Here is a 23,973-nt window from a genome sequence, read left to right as displayed (position 1 = left end):
GATTGCTATGACTGCACTCTTTGTCGCGCTCGGTATTGCCATCATCACGCTGCTGTTCATTCTGCTCTGGTATGTGCCGCATCTGTTGCAGCAACAGGCGGCGCGGAGCGAACAAGAATCGTCGCAACTGCGCCTCATGCTGCTCGATATGCTCAACGAGCAAGAAGCCGTGATGCAACGACAATCACAACTCAGCGCGGCGATGACCAATTTGCAACAACAACTCGCCCAACTCACGGCAACCCCGCCGCAACGGGCCGGCGGCGAGATAGATATAACGGCGGTGCGCCAGTTGGAAGAGCGGATCACGGCACTGCAACAGCAAATTCAACGCTGGATTGAATCGCGTGGCCAGCAGCAACGCCAGCACGAAGTCAACGACAACGAAGCGTGGGCCAACCTGCTCAGCCTACTGGCAGCCATTCAAGAGCGCATCGCCCACCTTTCGACCGAACGCACCGCGGTTTCCGCCGGCTTGCAAGCGCGCGCGTTACTGGAAGAGCTTGAACAAGAGATGGCGCACTTGCGCAGCATCTCTGAAGATATTGCCACCTTGCAATGGCGCCTGCGCCGGTCGCTGCACGAACGCGAAACCAGCGTTGCCCAGTTGCGCGCCCGCGCAGTGAATTCTTCCTCAACGGCGAGGCCAGCATGAGCATCATCGTCATCGACAATCAGCGGGTGCATTACGAAGTGTTCGGGCGCGGGAGGCCGGTCGTCTTCCTGCATGGCTGGCTCGGCAGTTGGCGCTATTGGTACACCTCAATGGAGGTTGTATCGCGCCACTTTCGCACCTACTCCTTCGACTTCTGGGGGTTCGGCGAGTCACGCACCAATGAAATGCCAACCATCCAAGGCTATGCCAATCAGGTCATCCGGTTCCTCGATGCGATGGGAATCGAGCGAGCGGCGTTAGTTGGGCACTCGATGGGGGGTATGGTCGCGATGAAGACGGCGATCGAACACCCTGAGCGCGTCACCCGCGTGGCCACGGTCGGAGCGCCGATCAATGGCAACTCGCTCTCGTGGATGCTGAAGCTGGTTGACCGCCCCTTCTTCGCCGAATTCTTCGCCCGCCGGCCATGGCTGCGCCGCTCACTCTTCCGCTTCTTCTTCGGCGACTCACTCGACCCCGAAGTGGACGAGGTGCTCGAAGACAGCACCAAATCCACCGCCGACACCATTCGCGGCGCGATCCATTCAATGTGGCGCACCGATTTGACCCCAATGCTTGACAAGCTGTGCGTACCGGCGCTCGTGGTGCATGGCGCGCGCGACGATATTGTCAACCCCAACCAACTCCAGCTCTTTACCCACGTGCCGATGGCGCAAGTCGTGCGCATGGAGCAGAGCCGCCACTTCCCGTTTGTGGACGAAGCCGACCGCTTCCACGAGATTTTGCTGGGTTTCTTGCAGCAGCCTGATCTGATCGTCTCTACACCCAAAGCAGACACCAAGCCATTGGACACCACAACACCACCACGAGCTGAACCACTGGCGCCGCCAGCGCCTGAACGCAGCAACTCCATCGACAGTAGCGAAGCGCCGCCACCACCGCCACCACGACCGGCGCCACATTCTGCCGTGCCGCCGGGAAGAATGTAGACTTCCTTATATCAGTGCGCGGTGACGCCCCCGCTTGTCATTGGGCGGGGTCGTAGCCCCCGAAGCAATCTCCCCCTTCGGCGGAAAGCATACCTCGTCCGCGCTCGCAGGGGATTGCTTCGCTCCGCTAACGCTCCGCTCGCAAGGACAGGCTAGTATGTCATTGCGAGAGGGCGCAGCCCCCGAAGCAATCTCCTCCTTCGGCGGAAAGGGTGCCGTTTCCGCGCTTGTGGAGGATTGCTTCTCCGTGCATGGGTATCGCGATGCGATACCCCTACGCGCGGCTCGCAATGACAAGCGGGGAGCGGGAGATTGCTTCGCCGCGCGCGGGCATTGCATCGCGATGCGATGTCCCTACGCGCGGCTCGCAATGACAAGCGGGGAGTGCGGCGCTCACCCACCATACACACAGCGACCGGCCAAGAATTGGTATAATCTGCATACAGCGCGGGCGGAGCGGCCACGCGGCACGACCGGATACCGTATGCAGCTTCACGTTTCGCAACTGAGCGCCGGGTATGGCGCGCGCACGATTGTGCGCGATATTAGCTTTACCCTCCACCGGGGTGAGGTGTTGGTGGTCAGCGGCCCCAACGGCAGCGGCAAGAGCACCTTGTTGCGGATATTGGCCGGTTTGCAGGCGCCAGCGGCTGGTACGGCCTATTATGAGGCCGGCGGCAACCGGTTTGATCCGCGTGATGCGCGCCATTTGATCGGTTGGGTTGCGCCTGATTTGGCGCTGTACCGTGAATTGAGCGGGATTGAGAATCTGCGCTTTTTTGCCCGTGTGCGCGGATTGGCTATTTCTGACGCTGCGTTGTACGATCTGCTCGCGCAGGTGGGTTTGGGCAAGCGCGGCGATGACCGGTTGGCGGCGTATTCGTCAGGCATGACCCAGCGTCTGCGCTATGCCTTTGCCCTGCTCCATCGCCCGCCGGTGCTCTTGCTCGATGAGCCGACGGTGACGCTCGATGAGCGGGGGGCAGCGGTGGTGGATCAGATTATCGCTGAGCAGCGCCGGCGTGGCCTCACGGTGATTGCGACCAACGATCCGCGTGAGCTGCGCTATGCTGACCTTATCCTACGACTAGGGGGCTAGTAAGGGCGACGCATGCGTCGCCCTTAGGCGACGCATGCGTCGCCCCGACAGAGACATAACCGTGATCGAACAAGAATCCTCTCTGATCGACATCCCTGCGCCGCCGCCGAGCGGGATCAGTGCGACGCTCCGCGCCGCTTGGGCGATCTTCCGTAAAGATATCGCCTGCGAACTGCGCACACGCTATGCCATCAATACCCTGCTGCTCTTTGCGATCAGCGCCGCCACTGCGGTCAGCCTCGGCGTTGGCTTCCTCGGCTTGCGCCGCACCGAAGAGGCGCTGCTGATTCAGTCGGCGTTGCTGTGGATTGCACTGCTGTTCGCTGCGCTCAACGGTCTCTCGCGCAGCTTTGTCTACGAAGAAGAGGCGCGGACGATGGCAGCCTTGCGCTTGTCGGCAGCGCCTACGGCGGTGTTTCTGGGCAAGTTTTGTTTCAACTTGACGCTGGTGATGGCGTTGAGCGCCGTCACCACGCTGCTCTTCATCGTCTTGCTGCGAGTCAAAGTCGGCAGCCCGCTCGCGTTTAGCGCGATGCTGGTCGCCGGCGGGTTGGCCCTCACTTCGGCCACTACCATCATTGCCGCGATCATTGCTCGCGCCAGTTTCAAGGGCGCGCTCTTCGCCGTGCTGGCCTTCCCGTTGCTGGTAGCGCCGCTGATCGTCGCGATTCAAGGCACTGCGCAAACGCTAGAGAATGTCGCGATTGATGTGGTGTTTGGGCCGATCCGCTTTTTGCTGGCCTATGTGGTGGTGACATTCACCGCGTCGTTGATGCTGTTCCCGTTTGTGTGGGAGGCATGAGGGAGTGGAGAACCATGGAGTGCGGCAGTACGACTGCCGCACTCCATAGACTGGCTTATACGATCACGGTATCTTGCTGGTAGACGCCGAACACCTCGCGCAGCACATCGCACATCTCGCCCAGCGTGCAGTAAGCGCGCACGCAATTGAGGATGGCCGGCATCATATTCTCGTTGCCCTGCGCAGCGGCGCGGAGTTCGGCCAGCCGGCGGGAGACCAGCTCCTGATCGCGCTCGCGACGGACGCGGTTGAGCCGTTCGAGGTGCCGCTTTTCGCCTTCGGGATCCATCTGCAAGATCGGGATTTCCAGCGGCTCGTCGTCTTGGAAGGCGTTGACGCCGACGATAATCCGCTCGCCGCGGTCGATCTCTTGCTGGTAGCGATACGCGGCATCGGCGATCTCGCGGTGGAAGTAGCCGTTGCGGATGGCGGCAATCACCCCGCCTTGGGCATTGATCGCATCGAAGATCGCCTGCGCCTCGCGCTCCATCCGGTCGGTCAGCGCCTCGACAAAATAGCTGCCGCCGAGCGGATCGACGGTATTGGCGACCCCGCTCTCGTAGGCGATAATCTGCTGCGTGCGCAGCGCAATCGTGACCGCCTTTTCCGACGGCAACGCCAGCGCCTCGTCCATCGAATTGGTATGCAAGCTCTGGGTGCCGCCGAGCACCGCCGCTAGCGCCTGAATCGCGGTGCGCACGATGTTGATTTCGGGTTGCTGCGCGGTGAGCGAGCAGCCAGCGGTTTGGGTGTGGAAGCGCAGCCACCACGAACGCTCGTTCTTGGCGCCGTAGCGCTCGCGCATTGCCCGCGCCCAAATCCGGCGCGCCGCCCGGTATTTCGCAATCTCCTCGAAGAAGTCGTTGTGGGCGTTGAAGAAGAAGCTGATCCGCGGCGCGAATTCGTCAATGTCAAGGCCGCGCTCGAGCGCCGCTTCGACGTAGGCAAAGCCATCGGCCAGCGTAAAGGCCAGCTCTTGCACGGCGGTGCTGCCGGCCTCGCGAATGTGATAGCCGCTGACGCTGATCGGGTTCCACTGCGGCACGTGGCGGGCAGCGAACTCGATGGTGTCAACCACCAAGCGCATGCTCGGCTCAGGCGGGAAGATATACTCGTTCTGGGCAATGTACTCTTTGAGAATGTCGTTCTGGATCGTGCCGCGCAACTGGTGCCACGGAATGCCGCGCTTTTCGGCCACCACCAGATACATCGCCCAAATCATCGCCGCCGGCGAATTGATCGTCATCGAGGTGCTGACCTGATCGAGCGGCAACCCATCGAGCAGAATCTCCATATCGGCCAGCGACGAGACCGCCACGCCGCACTTGCCGAATTCGCCCTCGACCAGCGGGTGATCGGTATCGCGCCCGTACAAAGTGGGCATATCAAACGCGATCGACAACCCGGTCTGGCCTTGTTCGAGCAAAAACTTAAAGCGGGCATTGGTCTCTTCAGCGCTGCCGAACCCAGCAAACATGCGCATCGTCCACAGTTTGCCGCGGTAGCCGGTGGGGTGAATGCCGCGAGTGAAGGGATACTGGCCGGGGTAGCTGACGTTGTGCAGAAAATGCTCGGTAGGAGTCATGCCATCGCGGGCTAGATCGAGCGGGGTATAGAGCCGTTCGATCGGCGCGCTGCTGGTGGTCATGAACGGGCCAGTGCGTTCAGGGGCGCGCTTGAGAGCCGGCCAGAGACAGTGCTGTTCCCATTGTTGGTGGGCGGCAGAAAGCTGCTCGATGTCAGACATCATCGTCCCTCCTGACAGACGAATGGTGGATGGCCGCAACTAGATGCACGACTATACCTATTGTACACCTTGTCGAGCCGGCCCGGCGAGGCCAGCGTGCGAACGAGATCAGCGGATGCGCGGACGCCTTTATTGTACACTGGTTTTGGCAATCACCGAGCGGGCGAGGGCGAGCGCCGTCACCGACTGGGCGCCGGCGGCGCGCAAGGCGGCAGCGCCGGCGGCAAGAGTGGCGCCGGTCGTCAACACGTCGTCGATCAGGATGAGGCGCGGTGGCGGCGGTGAGCGGCCAACCCAGACAAACGCGCCGGTGACATTGGCCGCGCGGTCGTGGGCCGCGAGCCGCGCTTGCCGGTGGGTGGCGCGCACCCGAACTAAGCCGTCAATCAGCGGCGGGTTGCCGGGCCGTTGCAAGCGCGCAGCCAGCTCGGCGGCCTGATTGAAGCCGCGTTCGCGCAACCGGTCAGCGTGCAGCGGCACCGCGATCAGCGCATCGGCGACCAGCGGGCCGGCGGCAGCAGCCAGCAGATCACCGAGCACGTGGGCCACCCGCCGGCGGCGGCCATACTTGAGCTGGTGGATCGCCGCCACCAAGCTGCCCTCATAGCGAAACGCCACCCACGCCGCGTCAAGGCCGGCTGGCGGCGCGAAGGGCGGATAAGGCCGCAGCCGCGCCCGGCATGCCGCGCAGAAGAGGTCGCCGGTCAGCCGCCGGCACCCGGCGCAACGGTCAGGAAAGAGCCAGTTGAGGATGCATTCCAGCATAGGGTTGACACCGCGATAAACTTGTACGACGATGATCAGAGGCCCGCACTACGCGCAGCGCCGGACGGCCCGCGCCTTACCTGCTCTATTGATGAAACCGTTGCAGATCGACAAAGGATTCGCTATGGCGCGCACCAAACTCACCACTGCGACGACCAACACTCCCAAACGCAAAGGCCAACTGCCGACCAAGGTCTGCGCCACGTGCGGGAGACCGTTTGAATGGCGCAAAAAGTGGGCGCGCTGCTGGGAAGAGGTACGCTACTGCTCGGATCGCTGCCGGAATAGCGCGCGGCGCTAAATGTTCGCCAAAGACACGAACTCTCTGCGTCCGCAACCTTCCCCGCGGGACACCCAAAGCGCTGCCGGCAAGCCGTGATATAATTGCAATATCCGGTACTCGCCGGCGGAAACGGATGGGGACGACAAGCATGCCGCGATTCGGCGCACACATGTCTATTTCGGGCGGCGTCTCGAAGTCGTTTGCTCGTGGAGAATCGGTTGGGCTCGAGGCGATGCAAATCTTCGCCAAAAACGAACGGCAGTGGACGGCTAAGCCCATCCCGGCGGAAGAGGCGGCAGCCTTTCGCGCCGAGCAAGAGCGCACCGGCATTCACCCGGTGGTCGTCCATGACTCCTACCTCATCAACCTCGCCGCCCCCGCCGACGAACTGCGCGAGAAGTCGATCGCCGCGTTTGCCGACGAGTTGGAACGCTGCGCGCAGCTCAACATTCCGTACCTCGTCACCCACCCCGGCGCGCATACCGGGATTGGCGAAGAGGCCGGGTTGGCCCGCGTCGCCGATGCGATTAATCGCCTGTTGGCGGAAGGGATCGGCGGCCCAACCATGATCTTGCTTGAAACGACCGCTGGGCAGGGTACGGCGCTCGGCTACCGCTTCGAGCATTTGGCCCGCCTATTCGAGCTGATCCCCCACCATGACCGGTTAGGGGTGTGCGTTGATACCTGCCACATCTTCGCCGCCGGGTACGACATTCGTGACGAAGCGAGCTATCACGCCACTTTTGCCGAACTTGACCGGCTGGTTGGAATCGAACGGGTCAAGTGTTTTCATCTGAACGACTCGCAGAAGGATGTGGGCAGCCGGGTCGATCGCCATGCTCATATCGGCCAAGGCTGCATCGGCGTCGAAGCCTTTCGCATGCTGGTGAACGATCCGCGCTTCGCCGATCTGCCGATGATCATTGAGACGCCTAAAGGCGAAGATATGGCGGAAGATCGTATGAATCTGGCCCTGCTGCGGTCGCTGGTGCAGACTGGCACACCATAGCGCGATGGCTAGTCGTGGGATGCGGCAGTGGAACTGCCGCACTCCATAGGCAATCACTGGTGCAGACAGGCGCACCATAGCGCGATGAACATAAGGGCAGCGATCCTTGGATCATGCTCGACGTAAATCAACCACGAACACGGATTGGATTCGCGCCTATAAATTGGGGAGCACACTGTTATGTGGCGTAAGTTGCTGTTGGTTGTTCTCCTATTCGGAATTGGGTACCTGATTTGGCGCCGGATGCAGAGCAGCAGCGAGGCGATGCCTGCGCTACCGCTCACCCCGCCAGCAAGCCCGCCACCTGCGCCGGTGATGCCTCCGCCACCCCCGCCAGCCGCGTCGCCTAGCGCCGGGCCGCGCCCGGTTGCCACCCGTGTGCATCGCGGCGAACCGCCCAAAACTCCGCCGGCCAGCGCGCCGGCAAGCAGCGACACCCCGAGCACGCCCCGCCCGATCGCTACCCGCGTCCACCGGGGCGCACCGCCTGAGCGGCGCAGTCCCGCCGGCGCTGAAAGCGCGGCTGCTGCGCGCAACGGCGCCAGTGAGACGGTCGCACCCCCGCCTGCCGAGGCAACTCCATCGGAGCCAGTCGCGGCAACAGACGCCACGCTTGCCATGCCCCAAGACGTGACCACGCCGGCGGTTGCTACACCAGAGCCGGCCACACCCGAAACGCCAGTCGCTGCCGCACCTGCCAGTGAGGCCGCGGCAGCCGTCACCGTAGCCGAAACAGCCGCGCCAGCGCCTGCCGAGACGCCTGCCGTCGCCGCCGAGCCAGCGCCGGGCCACGAGGAAGAGTCGGTCGCCACCGCGCTGGCCACCGCTGAGACGACCGGCATCGAACCGATCGACATCAATCGCGCCGACCGCGAGGCGTTGATCGCGCTGCCCGGCATCGGGCCGGTGCTGGCCGACCGGATCATCGCCTACCGCGAAGCGAACGGCCCCTTCAAGAGTGTTGATGATCTGATCGCCATTCCCGGCATCGGTGAACGCAATATCAACACCTTCCGCAAACTGGTCTACGTGGCGCATGATTGAACCATACCTGTTGCGGCGCGGCGAGCACGCCTGCCTCATGATCCACGGCTTCGTCGGCGATCCCGGCGAGATGCGCGATCTGGCCGAGCATCTCGCCGGCGCTGGTTATACGGTGTTGGGCATGCGCCTGCCCGGCCATACCGGCCAACCCGAAGACCTGATGCCGGTGCGCTGGCCAGACTGGCTGGCCGCGGCCAAGCATGCGTTTGATCGCCTCGCAACCAGCTATGCTACCGTCTCGGTGATCGGATTTTCGCTCGGTGGCACACTCGCCGCCCTGCTTGCCGCCGAACGACCGGCGCACCGGCTGGTGATGTTGGCGACTCCTTACCGGTTGGGGGGTGATTGGCGGGTCAATGTATTAGGCCTTGCCCGCCACGTGACGCCATGGTTCTACTTACTGACCCAAGCCGATTTCTCAGACCCCGAACTGCGCGCCTCAATCTGGCGCCGCCAGCCCAGCCTTGATCTCGACGATCCCGCCATCCAACAGATGTTGCGCCAATCGGTGAAGGTATCGGTCGCTGCTGCCGATGAATTACGCTTGGCGCTGGCCGCCGCCGGGAACGTATTGCCGCGGGTGCGAACGCCGGTCTTGCTGATGCACGGCCAGAGCGACACGACCGCCGACCCGGCGAGCGCAGCGACGATTGCGGCCCGGATCGGCAGCGCACACTGCGAACTCGTCTACTGGCCGGCAACCGGCCATCAATTGCTGGTGGCTGGGCCATACCGTGAAGCGATTTTTCGCCGGATTGAGCGGTTTTTGGGCCGTCCCATAGGGGCAGCGCGGCAGGGACAGAGCGGCAGGGCAATGCAGGGTGATAGAGCGGCAGGGACAGAGCGGCAGGGCAATGCAGGGTGATAGAGCGGCAGGGACAGAGCGGCGCTCTGTCCCTACGGGGCGCGTTTGATAACGATGAGGGTAATGTCGTCGAACGGCGGCTGGCCGTGACTATGGCGGGCAATTGCGGCCAAAATCGCTTGCACGATCGCGCCTGCCGGAGCGGCGGCGTAGGTCTTGATAACGGCGCGCAACCCTTCCACATCGAGCGGCGCCAGCACCTCGTTCACCGTCTCGGTCACGCCATCGGTATAGCAGACCAAGACATCACCCGGCGCGAGCGCCGTCTCGGCTTCGTGCAAGGTCACTTCAGCCAGCACGCCTAGCGCAATGCCGGGAGTGCGCAACTCTTCGATCGCGCCGGTCGCTGAGCGATAGACCAGCGGCGGATTATGGCCGGCGCAGGTGTAGCACAGCCGGCCACTGGCGAGATCAAGCCGGGCATAGAAGAGCGTGACAAACATCCCCGACTCGGAATCGCGGTAAAGCCAGCGATTGGCCCGTTCCATAGCACGGGCCGGCGGCGATCCATCAAGCGCGGCGGCACGCACCAACGAGCGGGCCATGGTCATAAACATCGCTGCTGGAACGCCTTTATCGCTGACATCGGCGATCACAAAGCCCAATTCGCGCGGCGGATCGGCGCCAGCCGGCAGAGGCCAGAAATCGTAGAAATCGCCGCCGACCAAGCGAGCCGATTGCCATGCCGCGTCGATCTGCCATCCCTGCGCTACCGGCAACCGGGTCGGCAGCAACGATTGCTGAATCTCACGGGCCACACGCAGCTCTTGTTCGAGCCGGGCCGCTTCGGCAGCTTCGGCGGCTAGCAGCAAGCTTTCCAACGCACCGGCAATTTGGGCCGCTGCGCCGGTGCATAAATTCTGCTGGCGGGCGCTGAGCGAAATAAACGGGTCATTGTAATCGAGCACCAATACCCCTAGCAAGGCATTGCGCGCGCTAATCGGCAACCCTACCAACGACCCGCTCTGCGCGACCGCCAGTAAGCCCGGCCACTGATCAGGATTATCGTGCGCTTGCCAGAGCATCTCCAGCCGCGGTTGATCAGCTTCGGCAGCGCGTTCGCGTAACCGCCACAGAAACGGCGACCGCGCCGGTGCGTCAATGATCGCCGCGCGAACAGCCACCGGCAACCCATAGACAGCGCGTACCACAAAATCACCCTGTTCGCGATCCCACAGCGCAACGTAGCAGCGCGGGCAACCTAGCAATAACGGCGGCAACCGCACCACCGTCGCCAACAGATCGGGCAAGGTTGTGGCCCGGCCAATATTTTCGGCGATCTGCAACAGCGCATTGAGCGTCCACGCTTCTTCTTGTTGGGCCGTATAGGCATTGGCGCTCTCGATCGCAATCGCGATCTGATCGGCCAGCGTGCGCATCACGAACAGATCGTCTTCATTGAAGTCATCCGGCTCGTCACTCTGCACATCGAGCACGCCGATCACGGTCGCGCCGACGCGCAACGGCACCGCCAGCTCTGAACGGGTTTGCAGCGTATCGCGGATCACGCGCCGATCGCTGAGCACATCGCCGGCCAACAACGGCTCGCCGCGCTGCACCGCCTCGCCGACCAGTCCCTGCCCCACCCGCAGCGAGAGCGCGCGCAACCGTTCGAGATCGGCGCCATCGGCGGTCGAAGCGCGGAAGTAGATCCGGCCATCATCGGGCGAAACGGTAAAGATATGGACGGGATGGTAGCCGAACCGCTCGCGAATGAGCCGCACAATCGAGGGCAACAACAGGTCGAGATTGAGAATCGCGGTAATCTGCTGGCTCACCTCGCGAATCGCCTGCAACTGGTTGGCGCGCTGGCGCGCTTCGTGAAAGGCGCGAGCGCGGGCAATCGCCACCGCCGCCTGATCGGCGATCAACGAGATCAAGCGCAGATCGTTGGCGTCAAACGCCGCCGGCTCATAACTCTGCACCGAGATCGAACCGATCACGGTCTCGCCGGCGATCAACGGCACGTAAATGCCCGATCGGGGCGGGCGTTCGCTCTGATAACGGGGCCGGGCCGGCAGGCGATCCATCTCGCGGGTAAAATCCTCAACCAGAATCGCCCTGCCAGTCTCGCGGATCCAGCCAATCAGACCGCTATTTTCCGATAGATCGACCGTCAAGCGCGGCAAGCGCACCCGATCCTGCACCCGCACCATCAGGGTATAGTGATTGCCGTTGAACAGGCCGAGGTGAAACGACGACGTATCAACAATCCGGCTCGCTTCGCGGTAGATCAACTCGCAGAGGGCATCAACATCGAGTTCGCTACGGATAATCGCCCGGCTCACCTCGTTCAGGCGGGCCAATTCGCGCACCGAGCGGCGTTGGCGTTGGAGATTGAGGGATGAGCGGCGTAAAATGGCCGCCGACGCGATCAGGGCCAAGCCAGCCAGCGCCAGATGGAGCAAACCAAGATCGTGAGCAATCGCCGCACCCAACCATGCCAGCGGCAACGGCGCCAGCTCAGCGCCAAGAATGGCGCGCCACGCCGAACGCCACCACGTCGCCAACCCACTGCGCCCGCCCTGCAACAGCTCGCGCAACACCCGCCCGGCCTGCGTCACCACCGGAAACGTGATCAATGTCCAGCCAAATAACGCCTCGGCGGGCAGATTGGTGAACGGTTGGCCGCTGAACAGCGCGGCGAACCAAGCACCTGCCAGCAAGCCAAGCGCGCGCAGACCGCCGCGCAAGACGGGCCGGCCCAGCAACCAAAACAACGTGCGCGGGCGATTGGTCAGCAAGAGGATCACAACCCCGGAAATGACCCCCTCGATGGCCGCCAGCCACGCGCCGGCCACCGGCCCCAACGCCAGACCGGCGCTGACAATCACCAGCGGGGCAAGGCTATGGACATCGGCGGGAGGAATGCGAAAGGCGAGCAGATCAGCCGCAAAGGCAATGACGGCAAACAGCGCAACCAGCGCCGGCGCGACTGGCGCGACCGGCAGCATGAGCAACCAGCCCAACGCAACCCCGCCGACGAGCAGACCATACCATGTCAGCAGGTGTTCACGCGCCACTCAACGCCTCTGCGAAAACGCTGCCCGAGCTTCCGCCACCGAAGGATGGATATTAAACACCTGCGTAAAGCCGGTGATTGCAAAGACCTCATGCACCTGCGGTTGCAGCGCCGCTAGCCGCAACTCGCCGCCGAGGGTCATCAGCTCTTTGCGGATGAGGAGAAGCGCGCGCAAGCCACTACTCGACAAGAACGGGACATTGCTCAGATCAAGCACAATCTGGCGAGCGCCCTTCGCGATCTGTTCACTGGCTTGCTTAGCCAGCCGGGGTGCTGTCTGCGCATCGATCCGGTCAGCAATGGGGATCACCACCACTTCATCAGGCGGATCAGGCTGATCGTGCGGCAGATATTTGACCATCGTCAACAGATTGCCGCCTTGGGGCGAAAACTCAAACCGGACTTCATCCATCAGGCGGGTGATGAGATAGATCCCCAAACCACCGACCTGCCGTTCTTCCAGTGGTGAGGTAATATCAGGTGTAGGCACCGCCGCTGGATCGAACTGGCGGCCATGATCGCGCACGGTAATGATAAACCGGTGATCGCGGCACTGCCAGCTTAAGGTTAAATCGCCGGGTTGGTCAGGATCGTAGGCATGCTGGATAACGTTGGTAACGGCTTCATCAACGGCGAGCTGCACCTGCCACGTCGCCCGCTCATCGAGACCGCACCGTTCGGCAGCGGCGGTGATAAACGCACTAATCTTGGCAAGGGCATCGAGATCGGCGGTAAGGGTGATGCTATCCATGGCGATCGTAGAGCCGGACGCTGGCGCGCCCGGCGTGGTGGCAGCGTTAAAATGATCCGACGGCTTCGACGGTGTCGCCATAGATCTCGAACAATGAGCTAAAGCCGGTGAGATCGAATACCTCTTTGATCCGGGGCGGCAGATTGGCGATCCGCACATCGCCACCCTCAAGATCGGTCAGCTTCCACTCACGCGCCTTCTTGCGCGCTTCGATCAATACCCGCAAACCGGGGCTGCTAATATATTCGAGCCGGCTGAGATCCAAGACAATGCGATACCGTCCGTCGGCAAAGATCGACTCAATCAATTGCTTGAGTTGCGGCGCAGTGGCAGCGTCAACGCGCCCGACGACCTCTACAAGGTCAACCCGATTGAGCCGGCGGTGATTCAGTTCCATTCCGTCCCTCCTCGTGCAGGCGCTAGTGGCGCGTCACGCATAACTGGCGGGTATTATAACACACTGTTGCCGGTTGAACGGAATGTGCTGCTGCCCATGCTATCATGCTATAATGACGCCGCGAACGCCCACCGAGGAGCGGCTATGGCAAATTGGAACGATCTCAGCGTTGCCTTCAATACCTTACGCGAAATTGATATCGCCGCCATCCGCGCCGAAGCCGAACGCCCGCTGGCGATCGTGTGCGTAGGATCGCCGCGGGTCTGCCAAACGATCGCTGCCCGGCTCGAAAGCGGCCCGCAACGGTACGGCACGACCGGGCCATCACCGATTCAGCTCGCTAGCCTGACAACGATTATTCCCGACGAATTGCGCGGCATCGATCTAATCGTGCTTGGGCTCGACCGGAATACGCGCCTCTCGGCGCGTGAATTAGCGACGATTGACCGGTTGGCAGCGCTGGCCTTGCCCACTGTGGTAGTCGTGTGGGGGACGGCCTTGCCTGCCGATGCCGGCCCGCTCCACCCGCGGGTGGCCCATGCCCGCCTGTTGGTCGTGCCTGACCCGGACGCGCCTGAGGTTGATGCGCAATTGGCTGAAGCCGTGCTTGACCGGCTGCCCGGCGAATTGCATCTGGCGGCGGCGCGCCGGTTGCCCGGTCTGCGCGCTGCGGTGGCGCGCCAACTGATCAACAGCGTCTCGTTTACCAATGCGACGTATGTGTTAGCCACCGCCCTGCCCTCCCAAATCCCAATCTTTAATGTACCCTTTGCCGCCGCCGATATTCTGGTGTTGACCAAAAATCAGGCGATTCTGGTGTATCGCCTCAGCCTTGCTTACGGCGCGCCTCCCGACATCCGCGAACGGCTGCGCGAAGTGTTGCCGGTCATCGGCGGCGCGTTTATCTGGCGGCAACTGGCCCGCGCACTGGTAGGGCTGATCCCGATCTGGGGGGTAGCGCCCAAGGTAGCGATTGCCTATGCCGGCACGTATACCACCGGTATGGCGGCGTGGCGTTGGTTTGCCGAAGGCGAAATTGTCGATCAAGCTCGTTTAAAGGAGTTAGGATCCGAAGCATTGGCATTAGGCCGCGCACGAGCTGCCGAGTTGATTGCCGCAGCTCGATCTGGCAGCAGCCAGCACATGAATCGTTGGCGCCGGTTGTGGGAAGGAATCAAAGCTCGCTTCCGGCGCCCACGCAAACCGCTCGATTGAGGACACCCCATCGCGCCTCGGCTGCCGAATGCTTGTAGAGACGGCCCGCTGGGCCGTTTCACTATGGATACGACCAGATTACACCACTAGGAAAGAACACTATGGATCACTTCGTCATCGAAGGCGGCCACCGGTTATCGGGATCGATCCGGCCCGCCGGCAACAAGAATGCGGCCCTGCCTTTACTCGCGGCCAGCCTCTTGACCGATGAACCGGTCACGCTGCGCAATATCCCCGACATTGGCGATGTGCGCACCAAACTGGCGCTTTTATCGCAGCTCGGCGTGCAGGTTGAGCAACCAGAACCGAATGTGGTGCGTCTGCACGCGGCGCGCTTAGCGCCGGTTGAACCAGATACTGCGTTGGCGCGCCGCATCCGCACCTCGCCGCTCTTGGCCGGCCCGCTACTCGTCCGGCGCGGGTATGTCACCCTGCCGCGGCCCGGCGGCGACGCAATTGGCCGGCGCCGGCTCGACACGCACTTGCTGGCGTTGCAAGCCTTGGGGGTGCAGATTGAAGTCACCCCGGCCAGCTACATTCTGACGACCGATGGCTTGCGCGGCGCTGATATCTTCCTCGACGAGATGAGCGTCACCGGCACTGAACAAGCGATTATCGCGGCGGTGACTGCCGAAGGCCACACGACCATCGGCAACGCCGCCTCAGAGCCGCACGTGCAAGACTTGTGCCACTTACTCAACCGGATGGGGGCGAAGATCAGCGGCATCGGCACCAACCTGCTCGAAATCGAGGGTGTGAGCCGGCTGCATGGGGCTGACTACACCATCGGCCCCGATTTTATGGAGGTTGGCTCGCTGATCGGCTTGGCGGCAGTCACGCGCAGCGAACTGCGCATTGTAGACGCGCGCCCGCGTGAGCATCGCATGACCAAGATTATGTTTGGGCGGCTCGGAGTCACGTGGCACGAAGAGGGTGACGACATCATTGTGCCGCCTGATCAAGAATTGGTCGTGCGCCACGATCTGCACGGCGCCATTCCGAAGATCGACTCGGCGCCATGGCCCGGTTTTAACCCTGATCTGATCAGCACTGCGATCGTGGTCGCGACCCAAGCTCGTGGCACCGTGCTCATCCACGAGAAGATGTTTGAGAGCCGGCTGTTCTTCGTTGACCGGCTGATCGGCATGGGAGCGCGGATCGTGCTCTGCGACCCGCACCGGGCAGTGGTCGTCGGGCCATCGCAACTCTACGGCGAACCCGACGGCCTGCCAAGCCCCGACATCCGCGCCGGCATGGCGCTGGTCACAGCGGCGCTGTGCGCGAAGGGGCGCAGCGTGATTTACAACATCGGCCAAATTGACCGCGGCTACGAGCGGATCGACGAGCGGCTGGCCGCGCTCGGCGCCCGGATCGAACGGGTGCGCGGGGGATGATGGGTAGCGAAGGCCTCCACCCCGTAGCAAGATCGAAGCACGACCGCCCTACGCGGTTTGAGAGGGGGACAGAATCTTTGGTTAATCACAACCGTTGTGCGATGCCGCAACGCTCGGCGCTACGCTCCCCCCTCCCGCGATAGCAGGAGCGGGGCTGGGGGTGAGGGTGAACCAGTGCATCGCATAGCCATCAACCACATCTATGCGTATACGTTCTGTCCGCTCTTGAACCCAGTGGGGGGTAGTGCCGCTTCATGCTTACTGCGAAGGGCGCGGGGAATGCAGAACGCTCGCTCACACTCATCACCACCTCTCCATCCCTTTGCGTCTTTTGCGTTCTCTGCGTCTTTGCGTTAAAACCTCTGCGCCTTGGCCCCCTTTGCGCCTTAAAGTTAGCCCTCACCCCCCAACCCCCTCTCCTACCTGACGGCGGGAGAGGGGGAGCCGCCGGATTGGCGGCAAAGCCATTGCTGCCGCGGAACAGAGCAGCGCCCCTCTCCCGCTGATGCGGGAGAGGGGCTGGGGGTGAGGGCCGCTTCCGCGCTCGCGGGGGATTGCTTCGCCGCGCGCGGGCAGAGCATCGCGCTGCCCCTGCGCGCGGCTCGCAATGACAGGCGGAGAGCGGAAGCCGGCGGCGTGTCCTGTTGTCATTGCGAGGGCGCGCAGCGCCCGCAGCAATCTCCCGCTTCGGCGAAAGCGAACGCTGTGGGAACATCTCTTGAACCTACAGGGTGACGGGTTGGATCAACCCCTCGCCATCGTTGCGCACCTGATTGACCGCTTTGCTCACCGGATAAACACGCAAGGCCACCAGCGGCGGGGTCAGGCAAAGTGCGTGCAAACGGGCCACATCAGCCGCCGGATCAAGCCACAGCGCATCGAGATCAGGCGGCAGGATCACCGGCATCCGGTCGTGGATCGGGGCAACCACCTCGTTAGCGGCAGTGGTCAGAATGGTATAGCTTTCGAGCAATACGCCATCAGGCGCGCGCCACTGCTCCCACAGACCGGCGAAGGCCATCAGATCGCCATCAACCGGCGTGAAATAGAACGGCTGCTTGCCGGCAGTCTGCTGCTGCCATTCGTAAAAGCCAGAGGCTGGGATCAGGCAGCGCCGGCGGCGAAACGCCGTGCGGAAGGCCGGCTTTTCGAGCACCGTCTCGCTGCGGGCATTGATCAGGCGCGCGCCGATAGCGGCATCGTTCGCCCATGACGGGATCAAGCCCCAGCGCAGCAACGCCACTTCGCGCGCGCCATTGCTTGCGCGCACAACCGGCGCCGGCTGGGTAGGCGCAATGTTGTAACGGGGCTGGAGTTCGAGCGGCGCCACCCCAAACCGGGCAGCGAGCTGAGCAGGTGAAACGGCTAACGTATAACGACCGCACATGGTTGAGTAATGATATAGAGACGACTTGCCGCTACAAGCACAGCGAGCGCGACGCAACAGGGACACAACTGGATACCGGCGGGAAGCGCTGGCATCGACGGCTTGCGACCACTGGCCCCACACCTTGCATAAGGATTGGCAGCGCACTTACGCCAGCACCGCCGCTACCGCCGCACCCCCAACCCTTGGCACAGTACTTCTCTCGCCCGCGTTATTGATTGAGGGTCGGACAGACCATTTGACTGAGTACAACCGTTGATCGCTGTGCAATGCCGCAAAGCTAGGCTCTGCGCTCCCCTCTCCCGCGCCAGTTGAGGAGCGGACAGAACGTTTGAGCGAGTACAACTGTCGATCGCCGTGCGATGCCGTAAAGCCCCGTGCTGTGCTCCCCATCACCCCTCCCTCGCTGGGGGAGGGGTAAGGAGTGGGGGCATCAGCCCGCGCAGCAGGCTTCGTACCCCTAGCCCGGCCCTTTAGGGCCGGGTTCCAGACAGATGTTCTGCCCGCCATTGAACCCGCGCCAGTGGGAGAGGGGCTGGGGGTGAGGGAACACCAGCGCATCGCACAGCCATCAACTCCATCTACGCTCGTAGGTTCTGTCCGACCTTGAACGTTATCGGCGAGGTGCAGAGATAACCAAAGCCATCACCTGCAGCTACCCGCCTAGGTTCTGACTGCCGTTGCCGCGCGGGTGGGAGCGGAGCGATGATCGCTAGCGCCAACCCGTCACGACCAGCTTAGAAATCATCTTTGTTTGGATCGAGACGGGTCGTCTCGCCGGTCGCCGGTTCACCGCCGGCAGGCGACTGCAGCCGTTTGATAAACTCAGCCAACTGATCGTTGAGTTGGGCAATCCCTTGCGCCAAGGTTTGTTGGAGATCGTGGGCCGCTTGCGACTGCTGGAACTGGTGCAGCGTCTGCTGGCCACGCTCGGCCAACTCTTGCACCCGGGGGTCATCAGCGATCGCCTTGACCGCCGCCTGCACCTGCTCACCGATCGTACGCAGACCATTCAGCAATTCCTGCTGCAACTGGCGAGCGCGTTCGCTTTCCAGCGCGGTGCGGAGCGCCGCCTCGATCTGCTGGCCCAATTCGCGCAATTCGGCGCCCAAATCAGGGGTCTGATCGGGCTGCTGGTCGGGCTGGCTCATCGTCTTCCTCCTTAATAATGTGATCACTGACAGCCATCAGCGATACGACGAAGGCTTCCATGAAAACGTTGCGCCGGCCCGTAACAACCTTACCGTCGCCGGCGCAACAACAGCCAGAGACTGGCCACCACAGCGAGCGCGCCGAGGGCAGGCCGGGCGCCGCGAGCCGGGCCTTGGGCCATCAGCGCCGCCACCTCAGCCACGCCTGACGGGCGGACAGGAATGCTCTGCGCCGGCAGCGCAATCTGGCCGGTCACATAGTTCCGGCGGCGCGCCACGGCGTAGAGGTGAGCCAGCGGCGGCGCCGGCTCGCCATCACCCGGCAAGAGATCGGCCAGCTCGGCGCGGAAGAGGGCTAGCGGTAAGAGGGGATCGTCTTGATCACTCGCCAACACCCGGCGCAACAACGCCGTATGCGCGTGGTGCAGCGGATGGGCCGGCGCCGGTGTGCGCCGGCCGACCAACACATCTTGCCCATGGTACGCAGCCAGCAACCGCTCAATCGCCAACGCTGACGGCGGCGCCGCGGCGTCGATCGCGAGCACGAGATCACCGCTGATCAAGCTGCACGCATCGCGGAGCAGGTATGACGGGCGGCGCGGCTGCGCGTGGTAGGTCGCATGCACCAGCGGGCGGGCCGCGGCGACCCGCGCGGCAGCCGCTGCCGCAGCCGGGCCGGCGGCGATAATAATCTCATAATCAAGGCTGTAGCGCGCTGCCGCCACGGTGACAGCCGATACCGCCTGTTCGAGCCGGGCGCCATCGCCTGCATACATGACGACTGACAAGGTTTTGATAACAGACACGGGGAACCTCCGCAACGAAATCATGCTGGTAGCAGTATAGCACAAAGCCTGTACCATAACCGGCTATCGCAAGCTGTTTGCAGCAAGTGGCTTGGCATTCGCCGGCCACATCATAGCTGGCCGGTACGCTTGGCGAGATGAACAATCTGTCATTTAGATCGTTGAGAAATGAACGATTTGTAAACAGTTTGCCATGCAATTTCGCTTGACAGATACGTTTAGTGGTTTTAATCTTTTCTTTGCCAATAAACCTACTCTACCTCAGCCCATCAAGCCAGCATCGTCGTTGCTGAGTTTGGCCAAGAGCAATTGTACGCTCTTGCAGGTTGGTGTGCGCCATTCCTGCCTCAGCTCCGCCTGCGCCCCACCCATTTAGGCCGGATACCTTGTTGCACACTGTACGGTCACACGAGATTGAGCGCACAGACGCTTAGGAACATCCTTACGCCATTGCGGCTATTGCCCAAGCGCGCTGGCGTAAGGATTACGGTCAGCGCCTTGCGCCATGCCTGATCGTCAGCACTCGTGTCGCTTGCTAGTGCAGCGGTTGAGAAAGGAGGGATGCGTTTGTAGCGATTTCAATGACGAAATGGCCGCACAAACCCCTTTTTGGTTGCGATGTTGTCCTGTTTGCGAGCTGAGGAGTTTATGAAACTCATAACCAAACGCCATCTCGTTGCAATCGCCATCAGCGTAGCGTTGACGATTGCACTGGTTGCGCCATCAGCGGCGCAGCCGCCCCGCCCAACCCCTAATCTTGAGGCACTCCGGCTAGAAGAACCGCTTACCATTGATCGCGCACCCACTCCGCTCTCACCCAGCCTGATCGGCGCCACCGGACGCCAAGAGGTTGTCATCAGGCTGAGCGAAAACCCCACCGCGCGCGTACCGCAGGGTGCCGCGCAGGCTGCCCAACTCAACCGCATCAACCAGCAACACGAGCGGGTACTGTCCCGTTTGCGCGCGATTGACCCGACGCTGACCGAGCTGGCCCGGCTGCGGGTGGCGCTCAACGCGGTAGTCGTTGAGGTCGATGGCGCGGCGCTGCCGGCAATGGCCCGTGATGTTGAAGTGGTGCGGATCAATCCGGTCGTGAATTACGAGCGCGACACCCAACCACCGATGGAGACGGTGCCCTACATTGGCGCGAATCCGGCGGTGCAGGCTGCCGGCTACCGCGGCAAAGACGTGCGGGTGGCCGTGCTCGATAGCGGCATCGATTACACTCACGCCGCTTTTGGCGGCCCCGGCACGCTCGCGGCGTATCAAGCGGCGTATGGCACCAGTCCTGCCGATCCGCGCAACAAGACGCTGGATGGCCTCTTCCCGACTGATCGGGTCAAGGGCGGCTATGACTTTGTCGGCGAAGTGTGGCCCAACGGCCCGCTCATGCCCGATCCCGACCCGATTGACTGTGGCGTGCTAGGCCTGAGCAGCGGCACCTGCGCCGGCGGTCACGGCACCCACGTCGCCGACATCATCGGCGGCGAGCAGGGGGTAGCGCCGGAAGTCGATCTGTTTGCGGTCAAGGTCTGCTCGGCGGTGTCGTCGTCGTGCAGCGGTGTGGCTATTCTGCAAGGGCTCGACTGGGTGGCCGACCCTGATGGCAACGGCGTCACCGATGACCGCATGCACATCGTGAATATGTCGCTGGGTGCGTCGTATGGCCAGAACTATGACGATGACTCGGCGATTGCGGTTGACAATTTGCAGCCGCTCGGCATTTTGGTGGTGGCTTCGGCTGGCAACAGCGCCGACCGGCCCTACATCACTGGCACCCCTGCTGGCGCGCGCACGGCCCTCTCGGTGGCGCAGACGGCAGTGCCGAGCGATGCGTCGTATCCGATTACAGTGCTGAGCACCACCGTCTTCGGCGTTGCCCAGCCGTGGGCGCCGATCCCGAACACGGCGGTCAGCGGCACCTTGGTCTACTTCCCGGCGCCGGGCAATAACCTCGGTTGTACGCCCTACCCGCCCGGTTCATTGACCGGCCAGATCCTGCTAGTTGACCGCGGCGTCTGCGCGATCAGCATCAAGGGCTCGAACGGCGCCGCCGCCGGGGCAGCCGCGGTGATCGTGGCCAACAACGTGGCCGGCGCCGTGCCGCCTACCTTCGGCTTCGGCGGCGGCAACCCCACCGTGCCAGTGCTGTCGATTACGCAGGCCGCCGGTAATGCGCTGAAGGCCCGGGTGGGCAACCCGGTCACGATTAACTTCGCTAACCCGGCCAGCAACGCCGGCAGTGTTGTCGGCACCTCGTCACGCGGACCAACAATGGGCCAGATGACTTACGGCAACCAGATCATGTACGGCCAGATCATCAAGCCGGAAATCGGCGCTCCCGGCGCATCGATTTCGGCGGTGGCCGGCAGCGGCACCGGCGTGGAGCCGTTTGGCGGCACGTCGGGCGCGGCCCCAATGGTGGCTGGCGCGGCGGCGCTGCTCTACAACGCCTCGAACTGGAGCCTCTCGCCGTGGGAGTTGAAGGCGCGGTTGATTAATACCGCTGAGACCAACATCTTCAACGGCCCGCCGGTCTTCCTCGGCCCGGCGCTGGCGCCAATCACCCGCATTGGCGGCGGCGAGGTGCGTATCAACCGCGCGATCGAGGCGCAGGCCAGCGCATGGGAACTCAGCAACGGCACGGCCACCATCTCGTTTGGCTTGGTCGAGGCCACCCGCAACCCAACCACGCTCCGCCGCACGATTGTGGTGCGCAACTACGGCAACACACCGCTCACCTACACCATCACGCCGACCTTCCGCTTCGCCAACGACGCGGCCAGCGGCGCAGTGACGCCAAGCACTTCGGTGAGCACAATTACTGTGCCGCCACGCAGCCGGCGCACCTTCACCCTCACGCTGAGCATTGATCCAACCAAACTGCCGGCGTGGACGCTGAATTCGGGCAGCAATGGCGGTAACGGCGCAGCGCTGACCGCTGTCGAGTACGATGGCTATCTGGTGCTCGATGCCCCCGGCACGGCCAACGACTTGACTATGCCGTGGCATGTGCTGCCGCGCGCGTCGGGCAATGTCCGCGCTCCGGCTTCGGTGCGGGCCACCACCAGCAGTCCGGCCACTGCCCAACTGACCAACACCGGCGCTAATCCGGTGACGGTCGATCCGTTCACGCTGATTGGCAGCAACGACACCGTGACTGCCTCGCCGGGGGCTGGCGTGCAGATGCCGCCGATGGATCTGCGCTACGTCGGCGTGCGCGCTTTCGACTTCCCCGGTTTCTGCCCGGGGAATACGCCAGTGATCCAGTTTGCGATCACGACCCACCAGACCATCACCCATTCCAACTATCCGGTGGAGATTGACCTGCTCTTCGACACTAACCGCGACGGCACCCCGGACTACGTTGGCTACACGTCAGAAGTGGGAACCTTTGCCAGCGATGGCCGCAATGCCTTCTTTGTTGGCCCGCTGAGCGGCCCCTACAATGCCTTCTTCTTCACCAGCCACGCCACCAACAGCACCAACACCGTGGTCACGTTGTGCGGCAGCCAAATCGGTGTCACTGCGCTGGGCCAGCAGATCAACGTCGCTGCTTACACCTACGACAACTACTTCACTGGCCTCGAGCTGAGCAAGATCGAAGGCATGAGCACGGTGCTCGGCGCGCCGCGCTTCGACATCGACACGGGCAGCGGAGTGGTGCCGGCCAACGGTACGCTCAACACCACCATCTACCGCTTCAACGCCCCGGCTGATGTGACCGACTCCGGCATTCTGTTGCAGTACTCCTTCGCGCCGGGTGGTCGCGAAGCCAGCGCGATTATTGTCCGTTAGACGGTAACAGCTTGATCGAAACACGCACGGCAGGCGATGGTGCCTGCCGTGCGTGTTTTTTGAAGAGCGGGAGATCAGCACGTACTACCCGTACAGGAGCACCCCAGTAGTGGGCCGGACACGGTGCAGATGTTTATTGCGTCCAGTCTTCGACCGGCAAGCCCGGTACGCGGCTGAATTCGCGCACATTGTTGGTGACAAGGATGAGCCGTTCACTGATGGCTTGCGCCGCGATCAGCGTATCGAGTGCGCCAATCGGCATTCCCTGCGCTTCGCTACTACCCCTCGCGCCGTTGTACCGGCGTTTGGCTGCGCTCGGCCAAGAAATCAGCAGAGAACATTGCCAAACTCTCAATCAGCGGTTGCCATGAATCATCTTCCGGCAACAACACCACCGCTTTACCCATCCGCTTAAGATAGACGCGCTTGCCGCTAAACCAGTATGCTTTTGGCAACCGAATGGATTGGCGGTGGCCGTTGCGCAAGATTTTTGCGGTGTCCATAGCAAATCTCCTCTGGTTTATGCCTATGAGCATACACTACGGATGACTCAGCGGCAAGCGATCGACAACGACTCATTGCCGGCAACGATGCTGCGAGACCGGTAGCGAGCCACCTACCAGCTTGTCATTGCGAGGGGGCGTAGCCCCCGAAGCAATCTCCCGTTTTCGCGCAGACCCATGGCTGGCAGACATCCCTCCCGCCCAAGCAGGGGATTGCTTCGCCGCGCGCAGCGCGGCGCGCAATGACAACCGGGGGCGGTGGCTTTGTACTCCCCTCTCCCACTGGCGTGGGAGAGGTCTGGGGGTGAGGGCCAGCAGCCCGCGCAGCGG

General features: G+C 62.7%; 21 protein-coding genes. 11 read left to right on the top strand and 10 right to left on the bottom strand.

Translation table 11 applies throughout. From position 1 onward, the window contains the following. Positions 1-7: 7 nt before the first annotated feature. The 4 genes from A6A03_RS15265 (at position 8) to A6A03_RS15250 (ending at position 3,506) form a co-directional block, all read left to right on the top strand. Positions 8-655: a hypothetical protein gene (locus tag A6A03_RS15265; RefSeq protein WP_066790007.1), complete on the top strand. Its 648-nt coding sequence runs from the start codon at positions 8-10 to the stop codon at positions 653-655. After that, positions 652-1,605 (top strand): alpha/beta fold hydrolase, encoded by a 954-nt coding sequence (locus A6A03_RS15260; protein ID WP_066790006.1) that lies wholly within the window; start codon positions 652-654, stop codon positions 1,603-1,605. The genes A6A03_RS15265 and A6A03_RS15260 overlap by 4 nt, the downstream gene beginning before the upstream one ends. Positions 1,606-2,089: 484 nt before the next feature. Beyond that, positions 2,090-2,704: an ABC transporter ATP-binding protein gene (locus tag A6A03_RS15255; protein ID WP_066790004.1), complete on the top strand. Its 615-nt coding sequence runs from the start codon at positions 2,090-2,092 to the stop codon at positions 2,702-2,704. 61 nt (positions 2,705-2,765) lie between these two features. Then, the gene (locus A6A03_RS15250; RefSeq protein ID WP_066790002.1) at positions 2,766-3,506 is read left to right on the top strand and encodes a heme exporter protein CcmB; all 741 of its coding nucleotides are present in this window, start codon (positions 2,766-2,768) and stop codon (positions 3,504-3,506) included. 55 nt (positions 3,507-3,561) lie between these two features. Here A6A03_RS15250 and A6A03_RS15245 read toward each other — a convergent pair whose 3' ends face one another. Further along, positions 3,562-5,256: a methylmalonyl-CoA mutase family protein gene (locus tag A6A03_RS15245; protein WP_066790001.1), complete on the bottom strand. Its 1,695-nt coding sequence runs from the start codon at positions 5,254-5,256 to the stop codon at positions 3,562-3,564. 126 nt (positions 5,257-5,382) lie between these two features. Continuing rightward, positions 5,383-6,018, bottom strand: coding sequence for a ComF family protein (locus tag A6A03_RS15240; protein WP_066790000.1), 636 nt, complete (start codon positions 6,016-6,018; stop codon positions 5,383-5,385). A gap of 124 nt (positions 6,019-6,142) precedes the next feature. Here A6A03_RS15240 and A6A03_RS20035 point away from each other — a divergent pair, with 124 nt between their 5' ends. The 4 genes from A6A03_RS20035 to A6A03_RS15225 all read left to right on the top strand — a co-directional run bounded on the left by A6A03_RS20035 (position 6,143) and on the right by A6A03_RS15225 (position 9,219). Next, on the top strand, positions 6,143-6,319 hold the full coding sequence (locus A6A03_RS20035) for a DUF2256 domain-containing protein (RefSeq protein ID WP_076798264.1): 177 nt from the start codon (positions 6,143-6,145) through the stop codon (positions 6,317-6,319). Between the two features lie 130 nt (positions 6,320-6,449). Then, entirely contained in the window at positions 6,450-7,310 is an 861-nt protein-coding gene (locus A6A03_RS15235; RefSeq protein ID WP_066789999.1) for a deoxyribonuclease IV, read from the top strand. Between the two features lie 180 nt (positions 7,311-7,490). Beyond that, positions 7,491-8,354 carry a ComEA family DNA-binding protein gene (locus tag A6A03_RS15230; protein WP_066789998.1) on the top strand — a complete coding sequence of 288 codons (864 nt, stop codon included), beginning with the start codon at positions 7,491-7,493 and terminating at the stop codon, positions 8,352-8,354. Then, on the top strand, positions 8,347-9,219 hold the full coding sequence (locus A6A03_RS15225) for an alpha/beta hydrolase (protein ID WP_082908987.1): 873 nt from the start codon (positions 8,347-8,349) through the stop codon (positions 9,217-9,219). Before A6A03_RS15230 ends, A6A03_RS15225 begins: the two co-directional genes overlap by 8 nt. Before the next feature lie 32 nt (positions 9,220-9,251). Here the strand turns inward: A6A03_RS15225 and A6A03_RS15220 are convergent, their stop codons facing one another. From A6A03_RS15220 to A6A03_RS15210, 3 genes are read right to left on the bottom strand one after another with little or no spacing between them, the layout of a single operon-like run. Beyond that, positions 9,252-12,242: a SpoIIE family protein phosphatase gene (locus A6A03_RS15220; RefSeq protein ID WP_066789996.1), complete on the bottom strand. Its 2,991-nt coding sequence runs from the start codon at positions 12,240-12,242 to the stop codon at positions 9,252-9,254. Further along, positions 12,243-13,073, bottom strand: coding sequence for an anti-sigma factor antagonist (locus A6A03_RS15215; RefSeq protein ID WP_245669015.1), 831 nt, complete (start codon positions 13,071-13,073; stop codon positions 12,243-12,245). Further along, on the bottom strand, positions 13,039-13,389 hold the full coding sequence (locus tag A6A03_RS15210; RefSeq protein WP_066789991.1) for an STAS domain-containing protein: 351 nt from the start codon (positions 13,387-13,389) through the stop codon (positions 13,039-13,041). The genes A6A03_RS15215 and A6A03_RS15210 overlap by 35 nt, the downstream gene beginning before the upstream one ends. Before the next feature lie 144 nt (positions 13,390-13,533). On the opposite strand from A6A03_RS15210, the gene A6A03_RS15205 reads away from it, so the two are divergent. Both A6A03_RS15205 and murA read left to right on the top strand, forming a co-directional pair. Beyond that, complete coding sequence (locus A6A03_RS15205) at positions 13,534-14,604, top strand: hypothetical protein (protein ID WP_066789989.1); 1,071 nt, start codon at positions 13,534-13,536, stop codon at positions 14,602-14,604. A 101-nt stretch (positions 14,605-14,705) separates the two neighbouring features. Further along, the gene (gene murA, locus A6A03_RS15200; protein ID WP_066789987.1) at positions 14,706-15,998 is read left to right on the top strand and encodes a UDP-N-acetylglucosamine 1-carboxyvinyltransferase; all 1,293 of its coding nucleotides are present in this window, start codon (positions 14,706-14,708) and stop codon (positions 15,996-15,998) included. A gap of 724 nt (positions 15,999-16,722) precedes the next feature. Here the strand turns inward: murA and A6A03_RS15195 are convergent. The 3 genes from A6A03_RS15195 to A6A03_RS15185 form a co-directional block, all read right to left on the bottom strand. Further along, complete coding sequence (locus A6A03_RS15195; protein ID WP_066789986.1) at positions 16,723-17,385, bottom strand: SOS response-associated peptidase; 663 nt, start codon at positions 17,383-17,385, stop codon at positions 16,723-16,725. Positions 17,386-18,122: 737 nt separating this feature from the next. After that, positions 18,123-18,536, bottom strand: a complete 414-nt coding sequence (locus tag A6A03_RS15190) for a hypothetical protein (protein ID WP_066789985.1) — start codon at positions 18,534-18,536, stop codon at positions 18,123-18,125. An 89-nt stretch (positions 18,537-18,625) separates the two neighbouring features. Next, positions 18,626-19,342, bottom strand: a complete 717-nt coding sequence (locus A6A03_RS15185; protein WP_066789984.1) for a hypothetical protein — start codon at positions 19,340-19,342, stop codon at positions 18,626-18,628. Positions 19,343-19,990: 648 nt separating this feature from the next. On the opposite strand from A6A03_RS15185, the gene A6A03_RS15180 reads away from it, so the two are divergent. After that, positions 19,991-23,140 carry a S8 family peptidase gene (locus A6A03_RS15180; RefSeq protein WP_066789982.1) on the top strand — a complete coding sequence of 1,050 codons (3,150 nt, stop codon included), beginning with the start codon at positions 19,991-19,993 and terminating at the stop codon, positions 23,138-23,140. 133 nt (positions 23,141-23,273) lie between these two features. On the opposite strand, the gene A6A03_RS20925 is transcribed toward A6A03_RS15180, so the two are convergent. Both A6A03_RS20925 and A6A03_RS15170 read right to left on the bottom strand, forming a co-directional pair. Then, positions 23,274-23,402 carry a PIN domain-containing protein gene (locus tag A6A03_RS20925; RefSeq protein ID WP_281181293.1) on the bottom strand — a complete coding sequence of 43 codons (129 nt, stop codon included), beginning with the start codon at positions 23,400-23,402 and terminating at the stop codon, positions 23,274-23,276. 16 nt (positions 23,403-23,418) lie between these two features. Beyond that, positions 23,419-23,643, bottom strand: coding sequence for an antitoxin (locus tag A6A03_RS15170; RefSeq protein ID WP_066789980.1), 225 nt, complete (start codon positions 23,641-23,643; stop codon positions 23,419-23,421). Positions 23,644-23,973 lie beyond the last annotated feature (330 nt).

The sequence above is a fragment of the Chloroflexus islandicus genome (assembly GCF_001650695.1).
Classification (GTDB): Bacteria; Chloroflexota; Chloroflexia; order Chloroflexales; family Chloroflexaceae; genus Chloroflexus; species Chloroflexus islandicus.
The sequence above is the reverse complement of the archived record's forward strand: the minus strand, read 5'-3'. Positions and strand labels throughout refer to the sequence as shown.